The organism is Rufibacter latericius (assembly GCF_003721515.1).
Taxonomy (GTDB): Bacteria; Bacteroidota; Bacteroidia; order Cytophagales; family Hymenobacteraceae; genus Nibribacter; species Nibribacter latericius.
On the sequence record NZ_RJJD01000001.1, the window covers coordinates 523267 to 544101 of the forward strand.

Sequence of the window (20835 nt, forward strand, 5' to 3'; positions counted from 1 at the left end):
TTTTAAGCCTAATTTAGAAAATCGGCTTAGAAACAAGGGACGTTTTATTGGGCTACGTAAAACGTAGGTGCTGTTACATGGCTTCGATCATGTCCTGGTAGTAATCCATGCCCAGGTGGGTGATGAGGTCTTCGCCCATCATGTGGCGCAGGGTATTCTGCAGTTTCATGAGCTGCTTGAAGATGTCATGCTCCGGAGCCAGGCCCTCGGCGGTTTGCGGGGATTTGAAGTAGAAGCTCAGCCACTCCTGGATGCCCGACATGCCGGCTCTTTTCGCCAGGTCACTGAACAAGGCTAAATCCAGTACCAGCGGGGCAGCCAAGATAGAGTCGCGGCACAGGAAGTTAATTTTGATCTGCATCTGGTAACCCAACCATCCGAAGATGTCAATGTTGTCCCAGCTTTCTTTGTTGTCGCCGTGCGGTGGGTAGTAGTTGATGCGCACTTTGTGGTAAAGATCGCCATATAACTCAGGGTTATCCTCGGGCTTGAAGATCTCGTCCAGCACGCTCAGTTTGGATACCTCCTTGGTCTTGAAATTCTCGGGCGCATCCAGCACGTAGCCGTCGCGGTTGCCCAGGATGTTGGAGGAGAACCAGCCTTTCACGCCCAAAGCTCTGGCGTGCAAACCAGGGGCCAGGATGGTCTTCATCAAGGTCTGGCCAGTCTTGAAGTCTTTCCCGCCGATGGGGGTTTCGGTTTGTTTGGCAAGTTCAATCAGGGCCGGGATGTCGCAGGTTAGGTTAGGGGCTCCGTTCATGAACGGCACGCCCAGTTTGATGGCGGCGTAGGCGTAGATCATGCTGGGCGCAATGGCCGGATCGTTGTTGCGCAGACCTTCCTCAAAAGCGGCAATGGTTTGGTGTACCTCAGATTCCTCAATGTATTTCTCCGTAGAGCCGCACCACACCATCACCAGGCGGGCACAGTCGTTGGCTTCCTTGAAATTCTCGATGTCTTCCATCAGGGCCTGGGCCAGTTCCATCTTGTCAGCGCCCTCTTTCACGTGGGTACCGTCCAGGTTGGCGATGTAAGATCGGTCAAAGACCGCTTTCATGGGCTTAATGGCTTCCAGCTCGGCTTTCACGGCGTGCAGCATCATGGGCTCCAGCACCTTGGCGTTCATGGCTGCCTCAAACACGTTGTCTGCGTACACATCCCATCCCCCGAAAACAATATCATTCAGATTAGCCAGAGGAACAAAGTCTTTGATCTTAGGATGCCGGTTCTCGGTTCTTTTTCCTAACCGGATGCTTCCCATTTGGGTAAGGGCACCTACCGGTTGGGCCAGATCCTTTTTCACGGCTTCAACCCCGGCAATCAGGGTGGTGGCCACAGCCCCTAGTCCGGGCATCAACAAACCTAGTTTTCCTTCTGCTTTTTCAACGGCATTATGCATGTAACACGAGTTTATGGGTAAGTAAAGAGTTTAGTAAGGCTTATAGAGCCCTTTCCGGGCTTCTATTAAGTATTTGAGAGGTAAGAAAGGTATTTCTGAGGAAGCGTCAAAAACAAAGCATGTAATAAAAGCCAACTAGCCCGAGGCTTCTGTTTTAGCCTCCTTTTCTATAAAATGGCATGAAAACAGACCTAACTTCGGCATTGGAAAAGAAGGTAGGTATTCTGCTGCTAACCCGCATTACTCCATTTAGGGGTCTAAGGTTTTAGTTCTCCGGTTGAATTTATTAGCAGAATCCGAGCGGTTTCTTCGTATACTTCAATAATGGTCACCGATGCCGGGCTGATTTCCAGACGTTGGAACATATCCAGCGGAATGCCCGCGTAGTAGGCCACGGCGGCTTTGATCAGGTCTGAATGGCTTACCACCGCCACCGTTTCGTGCGGATGTTTTGCGCACAGTTTCTGCAAACCGGCCATAAAACGGGCCTGCGCCTCCAGCATCATCTCGCCCCCGGGAACGCGGGTACAGCTCCGGAAAGTATTGAACCGCTGGAAATCAGGGTCTCCGGCGAGTTCCTCAAAGGTGCGGTTGGTCCACTCCCCGAAGTTGAGTTCCAGAAAAGCCTCGTCTATGATAGGTTCTATTCCGTGGGATTGCGCAAGATAATCGGCGGTTTGGAGGGTACGCTCCAGAGGACTGGTGTAGAGGGCGTCAAGGGGAATTTTGGAAAGCTGCTGGGTTAGTTGCCGGGCTTGCTCTTTTCCTTCTTCGTTCAGGGACACACCCGGCGTGCGGCCAGACAAGCGTTTGCCCACTGAGTCTGTGGTGGCGTGGCGGATCAATAAAAGTTTGGTCATCTGGTTGGGGTTGCGGAGCTTGGGGTGAGTTGTTATCTTGGTGGAGCGTCTACGGCCCACAAAATAGGAAACCGTGTCCTTAAACGGGCAGGAGTCTAAACCGTTATCACAGTCCCCGGCAGGACCAACCCCTTTAAATCTGTTTTAAGGGCATTTTTCCTGAAACAGGGTATAACCTAAACAGAACAGAACCCGTTGGCATGAATCAGCAGCCAACCTGCGCTTGCTTTCCCTTTTCTAACCGCCCTCTTGGGTTGAGTTTTTAAACCTATTTTTAGAAAAACATTGGAGAAAAATACAGATAAATCCGCTTTAAAAATTGGGGTCCTCACCTTTCACCGCTGCATCAATTTTGGAAGTTACTGGCAGGCGCGTTGCCTGGCCGAGGGCTTGCAGGCGCGCGGCCACGAGGCCGTGATCCTGGACCATGACTCGCGAAGGGTGAATCTGGTGGAGTGGAAATGCGCGTTTCAGCCAGTGCTTCCCACACCGGTTCCGGTCTCAGACCGGCCCTTGTACCGCGAGAAAATCAGGAAGTTCTTTCAGGTGTTTGACACCCTGCCGCTTTCGCCGCGTTTTCAGTTAGACAACCCCGCAGAGATGGAAGACTACGATGTGGTGGTAGTGGGCAGCGACGAGGTTTGGAACCTGTCGCACCCGTGGTACGGCCGTTGTCCCATTTTCTACGGCGATGGCGTGAAAGCCGACCGCCTGATTTCCTACGCGGCCAGTTTTGGGAACTATGATGCTTCCTGGGGCTTGGAGGAAGCCTGGGCCGATAAACTTCGGAACAACTTTGAGTCTATCTCGGTGCGCGACGCCAACTCGCAGACTATTATCAAGAACGCCCTCGGGTTCGAGCCCGAAATGGTACTGGACCCTTGCCTGCAGTTCCCCATCACCCCTGAGGATCGCGACCTAGAGCCATTACAGAAACCGTACATAGCTGTGTACGGCCACAACTTCACCGAAGACTTCGCCCGCGAGATCAGAAAGTACGCTGACAGCAAAAACCTGCCGCTCATCAGCATCGGGTACCGCAACGACTTCGCCGACGAACAATGGATCACCACAGATCCGCATGACTTTGCCCATTTCATGGCAAAAGCCGAAGCCGTGGCTACCAACTTCTTCCATGGTTGCGTGTTTGCTTTGCGCAACGCCAAACCGTTTGTGTGTGAGTCATCGCCCTACCGGCGGCATAAACTGCAAGGGCTCATGTCTAAGATTGGTGGCGAAAACCATCTGCTTCCAGAGGGCACTCCATCTGAGGTGTACCAAACCCTTTTGAGCGATCCTTTGAACCCGGGCATCCTGCAGAAGATTGAGCAGCTCCGGAAAACCTCAGATGCCTATTTAGACCGCGCCCTGGTGTTACATCAAGTACCCGCAGTATGAAGGAATTAGTAAGCCCCCGTGATATTGTCCATTCTGGTTTGTGCATAGGTTGCGGCAGCTGCGTGGCCCAAGCTAACCGGCAGGACACGCGCATGGACTTTGACGGGTATGGCCAGTTGAAGCCCCAGGGAGACCCGCAATGGTTTAAAACCAAATCAGAGAGCTTTTCCAGAACCTGCCCGTTCTCGCCGAAGGCTAAAAACGAAGACTATTTGGCAGCCAACCTGTACCCAACTGCTCCTGTAACGGATGCTGCTTTAGGGCGCTTCCAGGCGGCGTACGTAGGCCATGTGGCTGAGGAGGATTTCCGGATGCAGGGCAGTTCGGGCGGCATGGTCACCTGGGTTGCCACAGAACTCATGCGCCAGGGTTTAGTTGACGGCGTGGCCCACGTCATCGCCACGAAAGACCCACAGGAAGACGGACGCTATTTCAGGTACCGCATCGCCCGTACAGAGGCCGAAGTCCGCGAAGGCGCCAAGTCGCGCTATTATCCCATTGAGTTGTCTGAGGTGCTGGCGCTGGTGAAAGAGGTCCCGGGCCGCTATGCGGTGGTGGGCATTCCGTGCTTTATCAAGGCCGTTCAGTTGCTGCGCGAAGAAGACCCGGTCATCTGGGAGCGTATTCCCTACACCCTCGGCCTTTTCTGCGGCCATATGAAAAGTGCCCGTTTTGTGGAGAGTTTCGCCTGGCAGTTGAACGTGCCGGTAGACCAGGTAGAAAAGGTAGATTACCGCCAGAAAGACCCTAACCGTCCGGCCAACTGGTACAACGCCAAACTCACCCTACGCGACGGCCAAACTGTGAACCGCGACTGGTGGCACCTGGCCGACGGAGACTGGGGCGCGGGTTTCTACATGAACTCGGCCTGTAATTTCTGTGACGATGTAGTAGCTGAAACATCGGATATCTCCTTCGGCGATGCCTGGGTTGAACCTTATTCCTCAGATGGCCGAGGCACCAACGTGGTGGTGGTCCGTTCGCCTCTGGTAAACACCTTGGTCACAAATGCCATCCAGGAAGGTCGCCTGCAGTTAGAAGAAGTTGATGCCAAGTTTGTGGAGCAGACGCAAGCCGCAGGTTTCCGCCAACGCCGCGAAGGCCTGGCTTACCGCCTTACCTGGAGCCGTAGCGGCGTCACCCCGTGCAAGCGCGTCGCACCCGATGACAAAACGCCCACCCGCCAGCGTAAACTGATTTACCGGATGCGCTATCACATCTCCGCGGGTAGCCATAAGATGTTTAAACTGGCCCGAAAGCTAGAAGCACCCAAACTCTACATCAACTGGGCCCGCATGGCCCTGGCCGCCTACCACGGCTTTGCCTACCACCAGGGAAATTTCAAGGAAATAAAGAAACGCTTCACTGACTTGAAAGGCCAATAAAAAAGCGGAGGGTTTCCCCTCCGCTTTTTTATTGTTTTCTTGAAAATGGGCCTAAATCAGAAACGGTTTTTTATCAAGCAGCTTCCTTGCTCTGGCTTTTCTTCCTCCCCTGTCATTTCGGAAAGATCTTGTGGGCAAACTAGAATGGCTCTTCAGTAACGCTATCCTAGTTCGCCCACAAGATCCTTTCAGGATGACAAAAAAGAGATCAGGATGACAAAAAAGGTTGGAAGAACAAAAAAGCAATGTCGTCAAGGAAAGTCCTGTGAAACCAAGGCACTCAGCTCTTCTTCTTACCTCTCTATCTGAACTTGTAATTTAAACTTCTCCAACTCGGCGACTACCCGTTTGATGAGCCCCTCCCAATCATCTGCTACTTCTTGCCGGAAAAGGCGCATGGAAGGGTACCAGGGGCTGTCTAGGCGGTCATCCATCCAGCGCCAATCGGCTTGGGCGTGCAGCAGGGTCCAGACGGGGATGTTGAGGGCTCCGGCTAAGTGGGCGGGCATGGAATCAACGGTAATCAAGAGATCCAGGCCTTTGATCACGCGGGCAAAATCATAGAGGCTGAATTCGCCGGGATGAATACCGAAACCTTCCTGCCAACCGGAGTTTGAAGCATCGGCCTGAAGGATGTAGAGGTTGATGCCGCGTACCTGTGCCAAGGGCAGCAGAAGATCAAACGGAATAGACCGATGGGGTGCCCAATCTCCGGGTTTCCAGACCAGGCCTATGTTTAGTATCTCCTTTGCTCCCCCCAACGGCAGTGGCTCTACCTGAAGGTAAGGGATTTGGGAAGGAATGGTCTTCACGGTAGTCCGAAAGATATGGGGCAGTTCCATAACCTCCACATCCACATCGTACTCTGCGTCGGGAGTGCCGTCGTGCAGGGGCAGCAATTGGTCAATGCCGGCCACGGTTTCCAGTAGCGGAATGAGCGGGACCTGGGCCCACACGATGACTTCTTGGGCGATGGCTTTGATGAGGGGCGCGAACCGAATGAACTGGATGGTATCCCCCAGGCCGTGGTAGCAGCGCACCAGCACGCGTTTGCCTTCCAGGGAAGAGCCGTCCCAGATGTATTGGAAGTGCCTGGGCCAGTGCCAGCAAGGTTTTCCGGCGCGTTCCTTTAACACGGCATCACTGTGTTTCCAGGCCTCTTCAAAGGTACCCCGGCGCATGTTCAGCATCCAGACATCGGTGGTTTCTTCCTGTGTTTCCTGGCTCATAGAATGGTTTGATGGTTTGGGTGGAAGAACTTTTCCTTTTCAGGGTTTCTTTTCAGAAAATGGCCTTAAAGCGGCATTGCTCAGGAAAGGAGTTTGCTGACGCCTTTGTGGCAAGGATTAATCCGCGACTTCCTGCAAGTTGATAGGACCCTGAAGTAAATCAGCACCATAGAAACTCCAGGAAAGGTGGCTTTGATTCTTGGAAAGAAGCATCTCTGTTTAGACTTGTTTTAGGGAAAACGGGCCAGAAACAGAGATGCATGTTGGCGCTGTAAAAAGACTAGGCGTAGCGGCGCATCATGAGCGCGCAGAAATCGGCGAACTCTTCTACGTTTTGGGGTGGGCTGGTGTGGTGCGGCTGAATGCCTTTGGCTTCTGGGGTAAAGCAGAAAGTAGCGGTCACATCGAAATCATCCAAGGCCAGCATCACACGGTCAAACCATTTTTCGGCATCGGGGCGGAGCCAATCGGCCCAGCTTAGGCCGGTGCGCAGTTTTTTCACGCCCAGGTTCTTGAGGTGCCGAACGGCATCGTCCAGGCGGTGGTCTTCGAAGTGGAACCACTGGCAAATGCCCATTTCGGGGGTATAATCAGCGAAGAATTTATGCGAGAGTTTGGGTGTTCCGTCTTCGCGCAGCAAACCCATGTGGAAATGGCGGTAATACGAAGAACCTTCGGCTTCGCGGTGCCGCGTGGTGGCTTCCCAGGCCTGCGGCAAGTCATAGAGGCTGTACCAGAAAATGCGGTCCACGCGGCCCATCAGCAACTCGGCGGTTTTCTGGAGACCGAACTCCTGCACTTCCTCGGCCCCGAAAGAGGAAATCCCCACCTCGGTCACCCACACGGGAAGGTTAGTCACGGCTTCAATCTCAGCGATCTTGCTTGGCCACTCATGGATGCTCCATAGGTTCCAGTCCAGCGGAAAACCATGCACGGCCACGGCATTTAGATCATCCAGGGTTCCCTGTTCCTTGAGCTTGTTGATAAAGTGTGGATCAATGGGCGAGATGCCTCCCAGCACCCTGAGGACATCGGGCCTCTCGGCTTTCACGGCTTGGGCGGCCTGTTTTACCATCTCAGAGAAAATGCGCCACTCAGGGTCAATCTCAAAAGCCCAGTGCGATTTGTTGTTCGGTTCGTTCCAGAATTTAACTGCTTCTATCATGGTTTGTTTCTTAGCATTTCTTTTCGCCGGGCAAGCGGCACGCGGTCAGGCGTAGGGATGCGGTAGGTACTGGCAAATTCCTTTCCTCGGGACTACTCTGCCCCTTCAGGTTTCCCGGAGGTGCATGAGGCTGAACTTAACCAATCAGTTACTGGCAGGAATCTGGTGCCTTTAGCCGTTTACCGTTGTTTAAAGCTTAGGTTGTACACAGCATCTACATTCCTCGCCTGAATCAATGCCTACTACGCACATCTGTCCCGTCCGTTACAGGTATATTGAAAATTTACGATATTTATGGAGTTGGCAACTTGGAAAAGTCTTGCGCTTTTTATCTCTGGAGAACCCTTTGCAGCTGGGTTAAATACGCCGGATTGCTGCTCATGCCGTTGTGGGTTTGCCCTTTCAGGGTGATCAGGGTGTCTGTGTCTTTGAACAATTGACTCAATCTGAGCGAAGAACCGTAATAGATGATCTCGTCCTGTTCCCCGTGAAAAAGTACCACGGGCATGGTACATTTCGGAAGGAACTTGTAGGTCTCAAACTTGTATTTCAGGATCAAAGGTGGAACGAAGGGAAAATAATGCCGCATAAGATCCGTCAGGCTGTAATAGGGTGCCTGCAAAATCAGGAGCCGGGGCTTGTTCTCCGCCGCAAGCTTAGTGGCCGGCCCCGTCCCGATGGAATAGCCCAGCACCACAATGTCCTGCTCGGCGTAGCGCGCCTTTAGGAAATCATAGGCTACCTGAACGTCTTGGTAAATCTGCCGCTGACTGCTTATTCTTCCTTCGCTTTTGCCGTATCCTCTATAATCCAGCAGGAAAACGTCATAGCCCAAATTGGTATAGATGGGAGCCACATCCCCCCAGGAGTGCACCGAACCGGCGTTGCCATGCAAGTACAGAATCACACCCTGAGGTTGGTTTGCCTTAAACAACACCCCATGAAGTTGCACCTGATCTGGCGTTTGGAGGCTGATTTCCTGAAAAGTCTGCGGAAACCGGAACTTGAATCCCGGGCTTAGTTTCTCAGGGAAGAAGATGAGTTTCTCTTGCAGGAAATACAACACCGCACAGACCGCCACATACAACAGGAGCCCTATTTTAAGGAAAGAAAGGAGTATCCGCATGATGGTTGCCGCAAGCTAAAGAGGAGAAGTCCAGACTACTTTCCGGTTCCGGAAAGAAACATTTCCTTAGGTACGCATGCAGGGGAGCTTTGATGTAAAAACCAGCAGAAAGTGACGCGGGGCAAGCTGGGCCAAACCGGTGTTTTAAAGAGTAATAGAAGTTACTTCCTGGGTGACAGTATCCAACAGAAGGATTCCTTCCTGAGTGTCATTCAACTGCCCCAGCAGATTGCCTTGGTTGTCCCAGATCGCAGATTTGCCCGCACATTCTTCTCCGTCAGCCAGGCCCACGGAGTTTGCCATTAGAACGGTCATGCCAAAATGCTCCGCGATGTCCGACAGACGCTGCCAGGCCTTGTCTATCCCCCTCACAGATTTCACCACGCTGGCCAGGTACATCTCTGCCCCACTGGTAAAGGCGTGTTGGGCATGTTCGGGCACTGAGAGTTCATAACAGATAGCCAAAGCAATGCGATTGTCTTCCCCAATGAAACCAGTGGCGTTTTGCCCGGCCACAAAGTACGGCTCTTCGTCTGCGTGCAGGTATTGTTTAGAGTAGATTTGCTTTTCCTGATAAGGTTTCAAAAGAATCAAGCTGATGCAGGTGCCCGCTTCTTGTTTGGTAGGCACTCCTACCCCGATGATGATCTGGTGGGTGTCACTCATTTCCTGGAAAGCGTCCAAGCGGGGATCCTCCGGATGGGTTGCCAGCTCCTGCGCGAGACTAGGTTCATACCCGGTCAGGGAGAGTTCCGGAAAAATAACCATGTCTGCCGCATTGGTCACCGCCAGGTCAATTAGTCTCCGGTGCCCTTCCAGATTTTGTTCAATATCACCGGCTACAGGTCTGTTCTGCGCTACCCCTATTTTCATATCGTTGAAGTCTTATTTGATTTACAGCACCGGATGTGCACGAAACAGGCCTTCGGTTGACTGTCTCCGCCTTTAGCTGATGTCTGTTAACTTGGCGATTTTACCGGATGAGAAAGTAAAAATAGACTTTCCCTGCAATTGCAGTTTTTCTCCCTTTTTAAGCCCGTTTGGTAAATCTACCGCTAAAACCGCTTCATAATCCAGGATGATTTCGGTCTGGTTTTCCTGGTGTTTGAAAGACTTCACCGTTTGGGTGCGGGTTGTGAAATAGGCTTTGGCTTGTTCTGCTTGTTTTATGAAATCTGCCAAGCCTTCCAACTTTAGGTTTACCTCACCGTTAGACACATTTTCAAAGACTATGGCCTCGTCAAAATGCGCCACCATTTTGGGGATGTCAAAGGTATTGTACCCTTCCAGGTAATGCTGAATTACATTTTCTCTTTCGGTTTCTTCCACAGATATTTTCATTTAGGGTTTAATGCATTGGCTTTGCTCCTACCTCCGGATTCAGGATGTTTTCCTGCCTGTTTCTGAAAACCAAGCCAGAATCAGGAACCTACCTCTTTTACCTCTTCCTGGAACCAGCTGGCGTAGAGCACATAATTGTTGGCGGTTTGGGCCATGGCGGAGATTTGTTCCGGGGTGAGCTCCTTTACTTTCTTGGCCGGAACCCCGGCGTAAATAGAGCCCCGTTCGCAGATGGTTCCTTCCAGCACAACCGCACCGGCGGCAATGATGCAGTGCTCCTGCACCACCGCCCGGTCCATGACAATGGAGCCCATGCCAATGAGCACGTTGTCTTCTACGGTGCAGCCGTGCACCAGCGCGTTATGCCCGATGCTCACGTTGTTCCCGATGACGGTGGCGTTTTTCAGGTAGGTGCAATGGATCACGGCCCCATCCTGGATGTTGGTCTTCCGCCCAATGCGGATGCTGTTCACGTCGCCGCGAACCACGGCGTTGAACCAGACGGTGCACTGTTCGCCCAGCACCACGTCGCCCACCACAGTGGCGTTAGGAGCCAGAAAACAACCTTCGCCCATGACCGGGAGAATGCCTTTAACCGGTAAAATAAGTGCCATACTATTTTTTAATTTATCAAATCGAATTGTCAGTCACTCGGAAGGCTTCATCCCGGAAATCTCCCCTAAATAAGCTTTTCACACCTGACGTTCCTATACCTATTAAAGAACCTTTTCTAACCTATACGGCCGGTTACAGGTTCGGCACGACAGAAAACCGGTAGAACTGAGATCCCAGCAACCCACTTTTACTGTACGCCTCCACCTCTACCTCAAAATCGCCAACGTCGTCTGAGGTATAGAACGTAACCGATCCGTTGCCTTTGGCATCAGTAAGGATTTGCGGAGCCCAGAAAAGCAGGTTCCTGAAATCTGGGGCTGGTTTTGGGACCGTGTACTCATACGACGGAGTGTTGAACGCATGAACCGGGGCTAGCCCAGACCACCCAAGGGTGCGGTTGTCCTGGAAATCTTTCGGAGCGGGGTGCGGGGCCTGGGTAGTAACCGACAAAACGCCGTGCCTTCCAATGAGACCTAGATTGCTTAGTTTCCGCTGGGCATAGAAAAGATCTATTTTCCGGATGGAGTTACCCGGCAGTTTCAGCAACCAATCATTGTTGAGGGTGGGTACGCCGTCTATAAAGTAAAGGGGATGCTCCTTGAATTTCGCGCCCACCCGCTCAGGGGAGAATATCCGGATCTGTTTTCCGTCATCGGTTTCCACCACGCTCGCCAGCGGCAGCGTTTCCTTGACTACTTCCGCCAGGTCTTTAAAAGTGATGTACTTGCTTAAGTCGATGGACTGATCTGGGCGTCCCAACTCTGAAAGCAACGCGGCCACTGAATCTTGCTGCCCAGATTTGATGATGCCGCCCTTAGAATGGAAAAGGGAGTTGGAGCGACGCTGCAGGGCAATTTGTTTCAGGTACCGGGCTTCGGTTTCGGTTAGTTGCAGGGGCAAGGGGCTGGCAGCAGCAAAGATGGGCAAGTTGATCCACTCCAGTTTTGCCTCTCTAAGCCTTGATCCGCCGCGTAACACCTCAAAGGTGAACTGGTCTGGGTGAACGAACTCAGGCGACTGAAAGGAGAAACGGCCATCTGGCCCTGGCGTGAAAAGCATAGGTTCTTCGCTTCGCTTTCCGTACAAAAGTACCGTGGAGGTTTCCATTGGCGCTCCGTTGGCATCCACTACCCTTCCTTCAATTTGCAGCCCCTCAAAGGCCACAGCTTCGTTTTGGGTTGATTTTCCTGAAACAGGGCCAAAACGGAAATCTTTCAAGCCAGTTTGGGTAAGAAGAGACCACTCAAGGGTAGAATCAAGCAGTTGGGAAGCAGATTTGCCCGGAATGAGAGCGGGTACTCCGCGCCCAAGTACGGTTTGTTCCAGCGAGGAGGCACGTAAAGCATCGGCCTGGGAGCGGGTCCGGACGGCAAACGACAGGGAAGCTTCTACAGGGTTACCAGCGGCATCAATCACCGAAGCCGTGATGCGCACGGGTTCCCGGCGGCCATAACGTATCCGGTCTGTCTTTACTTGGATTTGAAGGTGGTTGGGGTGTTGCAGCAACACGAGCCGCTGCGCCTCTACCTGACCATCGGCGTTGGCGATAGTGACGGCAAGCAAACCAGCCGGAAATTTGCCTCGGGGTACCACTACTTCGGTGCCTTCAGGTTTGCTCAGTTTCTCACCTGTAGAAAAAACGGTTTTGCCATCGGCTTGGAACATCACCTGTACCCGTTTATCGCCTCTTTTCTGCAACCAGGCCGCATTCGGCAACAAAGTCAGGCGCAACAAACTATCGGGTCCGGTTTGTACCCTGAGACCCACTCCCTGTGTTTCTACCGTTGGGAATTTAGCTTCGTTCAGGCTCAGCGATGCACTCGTATTTTCCAGCGCCCACCGGTACCCATCGCCGCTGCCTTGGGGTGTGAAAAGCACCAGACCTTCACCGCGCTCATTGGTAGAGAAAGGCGTGGCGGCACCAGAAGCACCTATGATCCTGCCTTTGGTAGCCACTCCCATTCCGGACTGATCGGTGGCTTTGATGGCTACCCGGCTTTGCACCTGCGAAACCAATTTTCCGCCCTCAGGGAAAGCAGTCAGGGTCACCGAAATCGGAGTTGTCGCCTCGGCTTTTGATTTGTCAGTGGCGGGGCCCAAAACCCGAAGCCTTTGCTGGAAGGCTTCTTTTTTACCTCCTGCCAGCATGGCGGGCGTGTAAGCCACTACTTCATACTGCCCACGGGAAAGCGAATCTGGCAAGACAAAACTCCCCAGGGCAATCCCGTCCTGTACCGCAAACCGCAAATGTTGCGTGGTAGCCATAGCCGGGGTTCTGAATTCCACTTCCAACACGTGGCTTTGCCGTGTGGGCTGCAATGAGGCGGCATTTAGCACATATGCTTTGAACCGCACGGTGTCGCCGCTGGCATAGTAGGGTTGGGAAAAGCGGACATGGATCTGCTCTTTTTCTTTGTTCTCCTGCTGAACCAATCCTTGTTTCAGGGCCGTTTTCCAGGAATCTGCCATAAAGGTAAATCCGGTCAAAGGAACCAACAGGAGCAACAACAGACCTAAGAAGGCAAACGACTTTTCCCCTCGGTTTTTAGTGACGTGACGTGTAGGCATACTTTTACCAGAAAGAAGGACGGATGGTGGTACTAAACTTCATGGTTAGGCAATCATCGGGGTACTTCAGGAGAGGAGGCACCACGGGCACATCTTCCCGGTTAATGAAAATAGTTTTTCGGGTTACCGCCGAAGCCCCAAAGTACCCATAGACAGGTTCATCGGGATCAGAGGTACTGGTAATATTGCCTCTTGGGTTAGCCGGGGGCGGATCCAGCACGGAGCCGGTGTTGCGTGTCTGGGAAATGAAAACCCGCCAGAAATCATAGGCTTCCGCCGAGACGGAGTATTGGGCAACATCCAGCCGGTAGCGCACATTGATGTTTTCAGCGGTCAGGGGAAGATAGCCTATGATCTGGCGGTACCGGTTTCCGTCAAACAAGCGGTCTTCGCCTACCTCGGTAACATGGATGGTGTCATACACCCAACAGGTCTTACAGCAGGATTTAGGCATCGGGATGGGCCCATTCCCCAAGGGAGGCCAGTATTCATAGTCCCAAGGCTGGGTGGAGACTTCAAAGATGCCTCCCCACTCCCAACGGTAATAATTCTTTTCCAGGGCCGGATCAGTGACATCAACCGAAACCTCGTAGCGGTAATTTTGGGTAGTTTCACCCTCCTGCAGGGGCACCTTCTGAAACTGCAACTGTATGTTTTCTACCTCGGGGCTTGGGGTGAGCAATTGAGCGGTGGAAGTATAGGAACGCCCGTCTTTCAGTCTCACCTGTAGGGTATAGGCCTCGCCCACCTTGCCCCTTATTCCGTTGGGTAAGGTCTTAAAGATACCCAACCCATGTTCGCTTAAGACTTCCCGCTCGCCGGTACTGCTGGTGATTTCTACCTGGGCACCTTCTAACTCCACGTCTTTCAATCCGGTGGGCCTGCCGTAGGGTGCCGTCATGGAGAGTTCTACGGTGTATGGCCCGGGCTCATTCGTGACCAAACCCTGTACCACCAGGTTCCTTACATTGGTCGGCAGTTTCAAGTCAACGGGCTCTACGCAGGAGAAAAGCACGAGAGAAAGAACCAGGAGAAGGCTATTTTTCAGACCAGATTTATGTTTTGCCATGGGGGACTAAAATTTGAAGTCATACGTGAGGGAAGGCAGGGGCACGCCCACCACTGAAAGCTTATAGCCTTGGGGTGGAGCGCCAACATCGCGCCGGAAGAAGACGGAGTAGGCATTCTGGCGGCCGTACACATTGTACACTGAAAGGCTCCAGCGGCCTTCCCATTTTTTATCTTTCCGATGGTTGGGCTCTATGGTCATGGACAAGTCCAGGCGGTGGTAATCTGGAATGCGCGCCTGGTTTCGGTCTCCGTAGACCGGCACTTCTACTCCCCCGATCTTGTAAAGCCCAATGGGCGCAGTAGTAGGTCTTCCGGAGCTGTAAACGAAATTAGAGGTAAAGGCCAGGCGTTTGGTTAACTGGTAGGCGGCCACCACAGAGACGGTATGCGGCTTGTCATAGTTGGTGGGGTAAAAAGCCCCTTTGTTTACCTTCTCCTCAGGGAAAGAACCGTTCACCTGAATCTCTGACTTAGAATAAGTGTAGCTAGCCCATCCGGTTAAATCACCCTGTTTCTTAGCGAGTTGCACCTCCACGCCATACGTACGGCCTTTGCCCGGCAACAAATCGGCTTCAATGGTGGGGTTCAACCAGAGGTCTGCTCCTTCTTTGTAGTCCAACTGGTTTTGGATGCGCTTGTAGTAAGGTTCCACCGAAAATTCAATGGAGTTGCCAGCGAAGTTGTGGAAGTAGCCAATAGACCACTGGTCTGCCACTTGGGGCTTGAGATGGGTGTTACTGGTTTGCCAGAAATCAATGGGAGCCACCGCCATGGCACCCGAAACCAGGTGCAGATACTGCCGCATGCGCTGGTAACCTGCCTTGATGGAGTTAGCCTCGGTAATGCTGTATTTTAGCGAAACCCGCGGTTCCAGGCCATGGTAGAACGCAATACCTTCTCCTGAACTGTAAGAGAGCGTGTCTATAATGGTGCGTTCCTGCTTTGGTTGGCCCGGCGCATACACGTACACCTGGCCTGGCCCCTGGTTCTGGTAAAAGGAATACCGAAGCCCCAGCATCAAAGTCCACTGCGGGGTAATGGTGTACTCGTCACTTGCGAAAATCCCCCCTTCTATGGCCTTGTTTTGAGCCAAGGAAATGGGGTTAACGCCTGAGTTGCCGGTGGCGGGTTCCAGTTTGCCCGGCTGAAAGGTATAGTACGTTCCTTCCGCGCCAAACCCAAGCTGGTGCTGGCGGGCATCATAATTTCCCTCGGCCTTTAAGCCAGCCGACCAGATTCCGTTGCTGAACTTGGAGGCATTGGTTGAATCCTGGTCCTCAATGCCGAACCGGTATTTACTGAACACTCCGCTCAAAGAACCTACCAGTTGCTCACTGAAGGAATGGGTATGTTTCAGTGAAGCGCCCATGTTCTGCCAGGAATAGATACTGTCCTGGGTGAAGCCAAAGGCATCATGGCTCAGGTAACTGTTGAAACTGAGTTTGTCTTTGGGGCTGAACGTATGGGTTACGTTGGCATTCCCGTCGTAAAAGGCCGCGTGGGTTTGGTTTAACTGTTTGTCTTTGAGGCTGTGCAGTATCCAATTAGGGTAAGAAGCGCGGCCTGCTACCAGAAAAGTGGTTTTCTCTGAAAACAAAGGCCCCTCAATGGCCAGGCGGCTGGTGATAGGCCCCACCCCTCCTTTGCCGGTTACCTTGGGCTGTCCTTCTTTCTGCTGCACCTCCAGCACTGAGGAGAGCCGTCCGCCATACCGTGGCGGGATGCCGCCCCGGTAAAAGGTCAGATCTTTCACCACATCTGGGTTGAAGACCGAAAAAAAGCCGAATAGGTGCGATGGATTATAGATAGGAATCTGGCCCATGAGCAATAGGTTCTGGTCTGAGCCGCCGCCCCTCACATTGAACCCCGCCGACCCTTCGCCTACCGAGCTGACACCCGGCAACAACATCACGCTTTTCACCACGTCAACCTCCCCCAGGAACGTAGGCATTTTCCGGATGACGCCAATGTCCAGCTTGTTCATGCTCATCTGCACGCCGTTCACATTGTTGTCGTTGAGGCCACTGGCGCGCACCTCCACTTCGTTCAAAGCCACCACCGACTGGTGCAGCTGTATGTTCACGGTGCCTGCGGCGTAAAGGCCTACCTGTCTTTCTTCGGGGAGTAACCCAATAGATTTAAAGGAAACCAGATGCTCGCCCATGGGCAGAGAAAGCCGGTATTCGCCGTTGGCATCGGTCTGGTCTCCTAAAGCCAGGGAGGGCACAGAAACAGTGGCTCCAATAATAGGTTCACCCGTTTTGGCGTGGGTTATTTTTCCGCGCAAAACTACCTTCACGTTTTCCTGGGCGTTTTTGGGTAACCCGAATAAAATGCGGTTCAGGGGGTTTCCTTTGGCGTCTTTGTAGACCACCGCCGGATGGTTGGCCGCCGAAGGAAAAAGAAGCACAGCATAGTCATGGTACCAGGCGGCCTCCAGGTCAGTGCTCTCCAGCAGGATCTGGATTACATCAGCTACCTTTTCCTGCTCAAACTTCTGGCTTACCCGGACCTCCTGCACCCACTCTGGTTTAAAGTAAATCCTGACGGGGGTTTTACTTTGGATATCCTGCAGCACCTGCTGGAGCGGGGCTTGGTTGTAACTTCCACTAAACAAAGTCCCGGATGGGGTCTGCGAAAAGCCTACCAGCGGGAAAAAGAAAGTAAGAACGAGAAAACAGAGGCAAAGGGGGTGACGCAACATATTTTGAGGGGCCATCTTGCTATGAATCTCAAAACAAGCAAAATTTATATAGACATCCGTATATAGTATCGCATATTTTTTCAGCCTGCTGCCAGGTTCCCCCAACTTTCAAAGAACACCAGACGCTCAGCAGGATAGGGTTATCCCAGCATGCGTTTCCAGGTGCCTTTCCGGAGGTTGTATTTGAGGGTGCTGGGCAGGGCTTTCCACCAGTAGCTGTTCATCTCCACGGCAAAACTGGGTTGCATGTAGCAGTTGATGGTGCAGCCTTCGCAGGCAGGCAGTCGTCCCTCCAGGGCAATGAGTTTCTTTACCTCCTCAGACTTGTAGAGGTCATACAGCTTGCCCTCAATAGGAAATTTCTGGGCGCCCAGATGATAACACGGCAAGACCAACTCATTTTCGGGAGAGATCACCAAGGTGGTGCTGGCGGCTTTGCAGACCGGCTTTTCTATGTGGTTTCCGCCGTCTTTGCGCAACTGCACAAAGGCCTCGTTCAAATACACCCACTTCTGCTTGCTGAATTTCACCAGGTAATCCAGTTCTTCTTCAGAAAGCTGATCGCCGGTTTCCACCTGGTTGTACTCAAAGGCAGGGTTCAAAAGCAGCATCAGGTTGTTGGGCAGACAAATCTCCTGGTACACCCGCTCAATCTGGTCTAAGTTGCGCTTGAAAACCGTGAACAGAATATCGGGGCGCTCTCCCAGGCTTTTGGCCATTTTTATGGATTCCAGCACGAAATCAAAACAAGCCACACCCCGACCGGTGTCATGCTCGGTTTTATCAGCGGAGTCCAGAGAGAAATGCAGCATGTCTACCTTGTCCTTAAGCCGCTCGGCCCACTTGGGGTACAGCATGCCGTTAGTGGTAAGGGTGGTGATGAAACCCAGCTCCTGCGCCACCTCCAGGAACTGGTCAATCTGCCGGTGCAGCAAAGGCTCTCCGCCAGTAAAGTCCACCACGTTCACGCCCAATTTGCGCAGGTCTTTGAGGTTCTGCTTCACATCTTCCAACTGGATGTACGGCGAGGGCTTCTCCCAGATGTCGCAGAACGAGCATTTGGCGTTGCAACGGTACGTCACGTAGTAATTGGCCAGTACGGGATGATGGATTAAACGCATTCTCTTCTTTTAAACGGTTGCCGGAGCAGTTGCAAGGTACGCATTGCCTACGGAATTAAAGCAGTAACGGAGGTAAGGCCGAGGCCGTACCTGGCCGATCTTAAGTCGTTTCCCAGAAACCAAGCTAAAAACGCCGCTCTTTTGTATCCCCCTTTGAAGGGGGATGATAAAGCCAGCAGAAGAACCATCCGCTAAAGAAATGAAACGTAAAGGAATGATTCTCGGGAATAAAAGGAATGATTCTCGGGAATATTCGAATCTTCAAAGGTTGTTCCCCACGAGAAAATCATCCCCCTACCCCCTCCAAAGGGAGACGGAATGCGTGAAGAAAACCATGCTTTGGGCCTGATTTCCAGAAATTGACCTTAAAACACACTGCTTAGAATTCCAGTACAAATCCTACCGTGGGCAGAAAGGTCACATCATCCTCGTCCAGAAGCAGCGGGATGGCGTTGGAGCCGTCAGGGTTGAGCGGCTGGCCGTTGGTGGTGGCAAAACCGGTATTCTCGGTGTTGCGCTGGAAGGTGTACTGGGGCAGAGACGGGCCTTTGAACCGGAAAATGTTCTGGATATCGACGTACACGTCTAGGGTGGTGCGTTTGAAGTTCCATTTCTTGTCTAGGCGTACGTCCAGTTGTTGGAAAGAGCGCAGCCGTTGGGTGTTGAGGCGGTCGTAGTCCAGCAGGCCGGTGCCCAGCGAGGCGTAGTTCCGTTGCGAGGCCTCCAGGTCAAAAGGCGTGTAGGGCGATCCTCCCGCAAAACGGTACTTCCCACCCAATTCCCAGTTCCTGCCAAACTGCCAGCCCAGCAACGCCGATACCAGATGGCGGTTGTCCCAGGCCGAGGCCACGTAGTTATTTCTATCCAAACCGGTGAACTCGCTCCGCACCAAGGTATAGGAAACCAAGCCATACAAGCCCTGGGTCAGTTTCTGCTGAAAGAAAAACTCGGCCCCGTAGGCACGCCCTTTGCCCACGCTGGCTACGTCTTCGTTCCCGATAGCACCAAACTCAATGCCCTGATTGGCCAACGAGACCCCATCTCGCACCGAGACCGGATAGTTGGCGTATCGTTTATAGAAACCTTCCACGGTGAGGCGGTTGGCAATGGACGGCAAAAACTCCACCCCGGCCACGTAATGCGTGGATTTGATGTACTTGCTGTCTTTGTTGGCGTACCCACCGTTCGCATCTTTATAGCCTAGCACCGTGTAAATGGGCAAGCGGTAATAAGTCCCCACCGAGGCGTTCAGTTTCCAGCGGTCGGCTAAGGCGTACGAGGCCGAGAGCCGGGGCGAAAGCGTTTCCAGCGGATTATTCCCGTCCGAGGTAAAGGAGTTCATGTCTGAGCGGATGCCTAGGGACAGACTCAGTTTGTCTTGCAGGAAACTCCTGGAAGTTTGCCCGTACAAGCCGTAGCGAAAGAAATCTAGGTTGGTGTCAAAGTCCACAGTTACCCTAGGCTGCACCACGTTGCCGTTCTCGTCGCGCAGTTCCTGGCGTATCTGGCTGAAGAAGCGGTTGTCATAGCTCACGTACTGCCCGATGGCGCCATAGGAGAACTTCCAGCCACCCACAAACTTGTTTACGTCCAGCCGCAGTTTGTTTTCCCTTTCCTGTGACCGGCTTTTCAGGAGCCTGCGGGTTTCATCTCCGTACTGCGCGTCTTCAAAGCGGTCTAGCTGGTTTTCAAAAACGTTTCGGCTAAGCGACACCTGCACAAACCCGTTCTCCAGAGACCGTTTCAGGCTTGCCCCCACCGTGTAGTTCCACTGGTTTATCAAAGGGTTAGATCGAAGGGCGTATTCTTTCTCCGGTGAGCTTTCCTTGGGCACCGCGAAACTGAAATCGTCAATGGCCCCAATTCCCAGCGTGGTCAAGGTAGTTTTAGAATTAAGCTGATGGGTGACTTTGTACTGGAAATCCCAATAATTGGGCCTGATGGGGAGGTCAATGGCTTTGAAGAGCAGTTGTAGGTAAGACCTTCGGGCCGAGGCCAGGAATGTGGTTTTAGGAGCCAGTGGCCCTTCCAGCGTAGCAGCCAACTCGGTGGCGCTGAGGCGCACGTTGCCCTGCAACCGATCGGGGTTGCCGTCGCGCTGCCGGAACTGGAACACGCTGGAAAGCGCGTTGTCATAGCGGGCATCAAAGGCGCTGGTGCTCAACGTCACGTCCTCAATAAACGACACGTTCAAAATCCCCTGCGGACCGCCGCTGCTGCCCTGGGTGGAAAAGTGGTTGATCACCGGGATCTCAATGCCATCCAGGAAAAAGACGTTCTCGCTTGGCCCACCGCCCCTTATCACGATATCGTTCCGGAAACCAGCGCCCGTGCTCCCGGCCCCGGCAACTCCGGGCAAGGTTTGGATTACCCTAGAGATGTCAAAGTTGCCGCCCGGGTTGCTCTTGATTTCCTCGCTGCTCAAACTCTGAACAGACAAAGGCGTCTCTACGGTGGCCACCCGAATGGAACGGTCTACGGTGATGTTCACCTCCTGCAACCGGTTCTGGCCCGGCGACAGCTCCAGATTCAGGGTAAGGGCGTTGCCCGAAGTCACCGGCACGTTGTAGCGCGTCACCGGTTCATAGCCCAGAAAAGAGGCTTTGATGTTGTAGCTGCCCGTGGGCACATCCTCCAGACGGTAGCGTCCCTGCGCGTCAGTAGAGGCGCCGATGGTGGTTTCTTCCAGGGTCACCGTGGCGCCAATGATGGGTTCCTGCGTGTTCCTGTCCCGCACTACCCCCGTAACTCTTCCCGTACTTTGAGCCCACCCTTCCCCAGCGTTCAGGACGAGCAAAAATAAGATCAGGAAAGCGTAAAATCTATGCATGAGAAAGAGGAAAAAGCGTGTAC

At 52.9% G+C, this 20835-nt stretch carries 15 protein-coding genes; 2 read left to right on the forward strand and 13 right to left on the reverse strand.

Going from position 1 to position 20835, the window contains the following annotated elements; all coding sequences use genetic code 11:
* Positions 1 to 73: 73 nt before the first annotated feature.
* Positions 74 to 1399, reverse strand: a complete 1326-nt coding sequence (locus EFB08_RS02100; protein ID WP_123125244.1) for an inositol-3-phosphate synthase — start codon at positions 1397 to 1399, stop codon at positions 74 to 76.
* A 257-nt stretch (positions 1400 to 1656) separates the two neighbouring features.
* Entirely contained in the window at positions 1657 to 2259 is a 603-nt protein-coding gene (locus EFB08_RS02105) for a histidine phosphatase family protein (protein WP_123125245.1), read from the reverse strand.
* 285 nt (positions 2260 to 2544) lie between these two features.
* Here EFB08_RS02105 and EFB08_RS02110 point away from each other — a divergent pair, with 285 nt between their 5' ends.
* Together EFB08_RS02110 and EFB08_RS02115 are read left to right on the forward strand one after the other, a co-directional pair.
* Positions 2545 to 3657, forward strand: coding sequence for a polysaccharide pyruvyl transferase family protein (locus tag EFB08_RS02110; protein WP_123125246.1), 1113 nt, complete (start codon positions 2545 to 2547; stop codon positions 3655 to 3657).
* Entirely contained in the window at positions 3654 to 5042 is a 1389-nt protein-coding gene (locus tag EFB08_RS02115) for a Coenzyme F420 hydrogenase/dehydrogenase, beta subunit C-terminal domain (protein WP_123125247.1), read from the forward strand. Before EFB08_RS02110 ends, EFB08_RS02115 begins: the two co-directional genes overlap by 4 nt.
* Before the next feature lie 293 nt (positions 5043 to 5335).
* Here EFB08_RS02115 and EFB08_RS02120 read toward each other — a convergent pair whose 3' ends face one another.
* The 11 genes from EFB08_RS02120 to EFB08_RS02175 all read right to left on the reverse strand — a co-directional run bounded on the left by EFB08_RS02120 (position 5336) and on the right by EFB08_RS02175 (position 20812).
* Positions 5336 to 6271: a glycosyltransferase family 9 protein gene (locus EFB08_RS02120; RefSeq protein WP_123125248.1), complete on the reverse strand. Its 936-nt coding sequence runs from the start codon at positions 6269 to 6271 to the stop codon at positions 5336 to 5338.
* A gap of 280 nt (positions 6272 to 6551) precedes the next feature.
* Positions 6552 to 7436: a glycosyl hydrolase gene (locus EFB08_RS02125; protein WP_123125249.1), complete on the reverse strand. Its 885-nt coding sequence runs from the start codon at positions 7434 to 7436 to the stop codon at positions 6552 to 6554.
* 328 nt (positions 7437 to 7764) lie between these two features.
* Complete coding sequence (locus EFB08_RS02130; protein WP_193553953.1) at positions 7765 to 8562, reverse strand: alpha/beta hydrolase; 798 nt, start codon at positions 8560 to 8562, stop codon at positions 7765 to 7767.
* A gap of 144 nt (positions 8563 to 8706) precedes the next feature.
* Positions 8707 to 9435 (reverse strand): carbon-nitrogen hydrolase family protein, encoded by a 729-nt coding sequence (locus EFB08_RS02135; RefSeq protein WP_123125251.1) that lies wholly within the window; start codon positions 9433 to 9435, stop codon positions 8707 to 8709.
* 72 nt (positions 9436 to 9507) lie between these two features.
* Positions 9508 to 9903 carry a nuclear transport factor 2 family protein gene (locus tag EFB08_RS02140; RefSeq protein ID WP_123125252.1) on the reverse strand — a complete coding sequence of 132 codons (396 nt, stop codon included), beginning with the start codon at positions 9901 to 9903 and terminating at the stop codon, positions 9508 to 9510.
* 80 nt (positions 9904 to 9983) lie between these two features.
* On the reverse strand, positions 9984 to 10517 hold the full coding sequence (locus EFB08_RS02145; RefSeq protein ID WP_123125253.1) for a gamma carbonic anhydrase family protein: 534 nt from the start codon (positions 10515 to 10517) through the stop codon (positions 9984 to 9986).
* Positions 10518 to 10650: 133 nt separating this feature from the next.
* A complete protein-coding gene (locus EFB08_RS02150; RefSeq protein WP_123125254.1) occupies positions 10651 to 13086 on the reverse strand; it encodes a carboxypeptidase-like regulatory domain-containing protein in 2436 nt (811 codons plus the stop codon).
* Between the two features lie 4 nt (positions 13087 to 13090).
* On the reverse strand, positions 13091 to 14155 hold the full coding sequence (locus EFB08_RS02155) for a DUF4249 domain-containing protein (protein ID WP_123125255.1): 1065 nt from the start codon (positions 14153 to 14155) through the stop codon (positions 13091 to 13093).
* Positions 14156 to 14161: 6 nt separating this feature from the next.
* The gene (locus EFB08_RS02160) at positions 14162 to 16861 is read right to left on the reverse strand and encodes a TonB-dependent receptor (protein WP_165864772.1); all 2700 of its coding nucleotides are present in this window, start codon (positions 16859 to 16861) and stop codon (positions 14162 to 14164) included.
* A gap of 140 nt (positions 16862 to 17001) precedes the next feature.
* Positions 17002 to 17982, reverse strand: a complete 981-nt coding sequence (locus EFB08_RS02165) for a radical SAM protein (protein ID WP_123125257.1) — start codon at positions 17980 to 17982, stop codon at positions 17002 to 17004.
* Positions 17983 to 18361: 379 nt separating this feature from the next.
* Entirely contained in the window at positions 18362 to 20812 is a 2451-nt protein-coding gene (locus tag EFB08_RS02175) for a TonB-dependent receptor (RefSeq protein WP_123125259.1), read from the reverse strand.
* Positions 20813 to 20835: the final 23 nt, after the last annotated feature.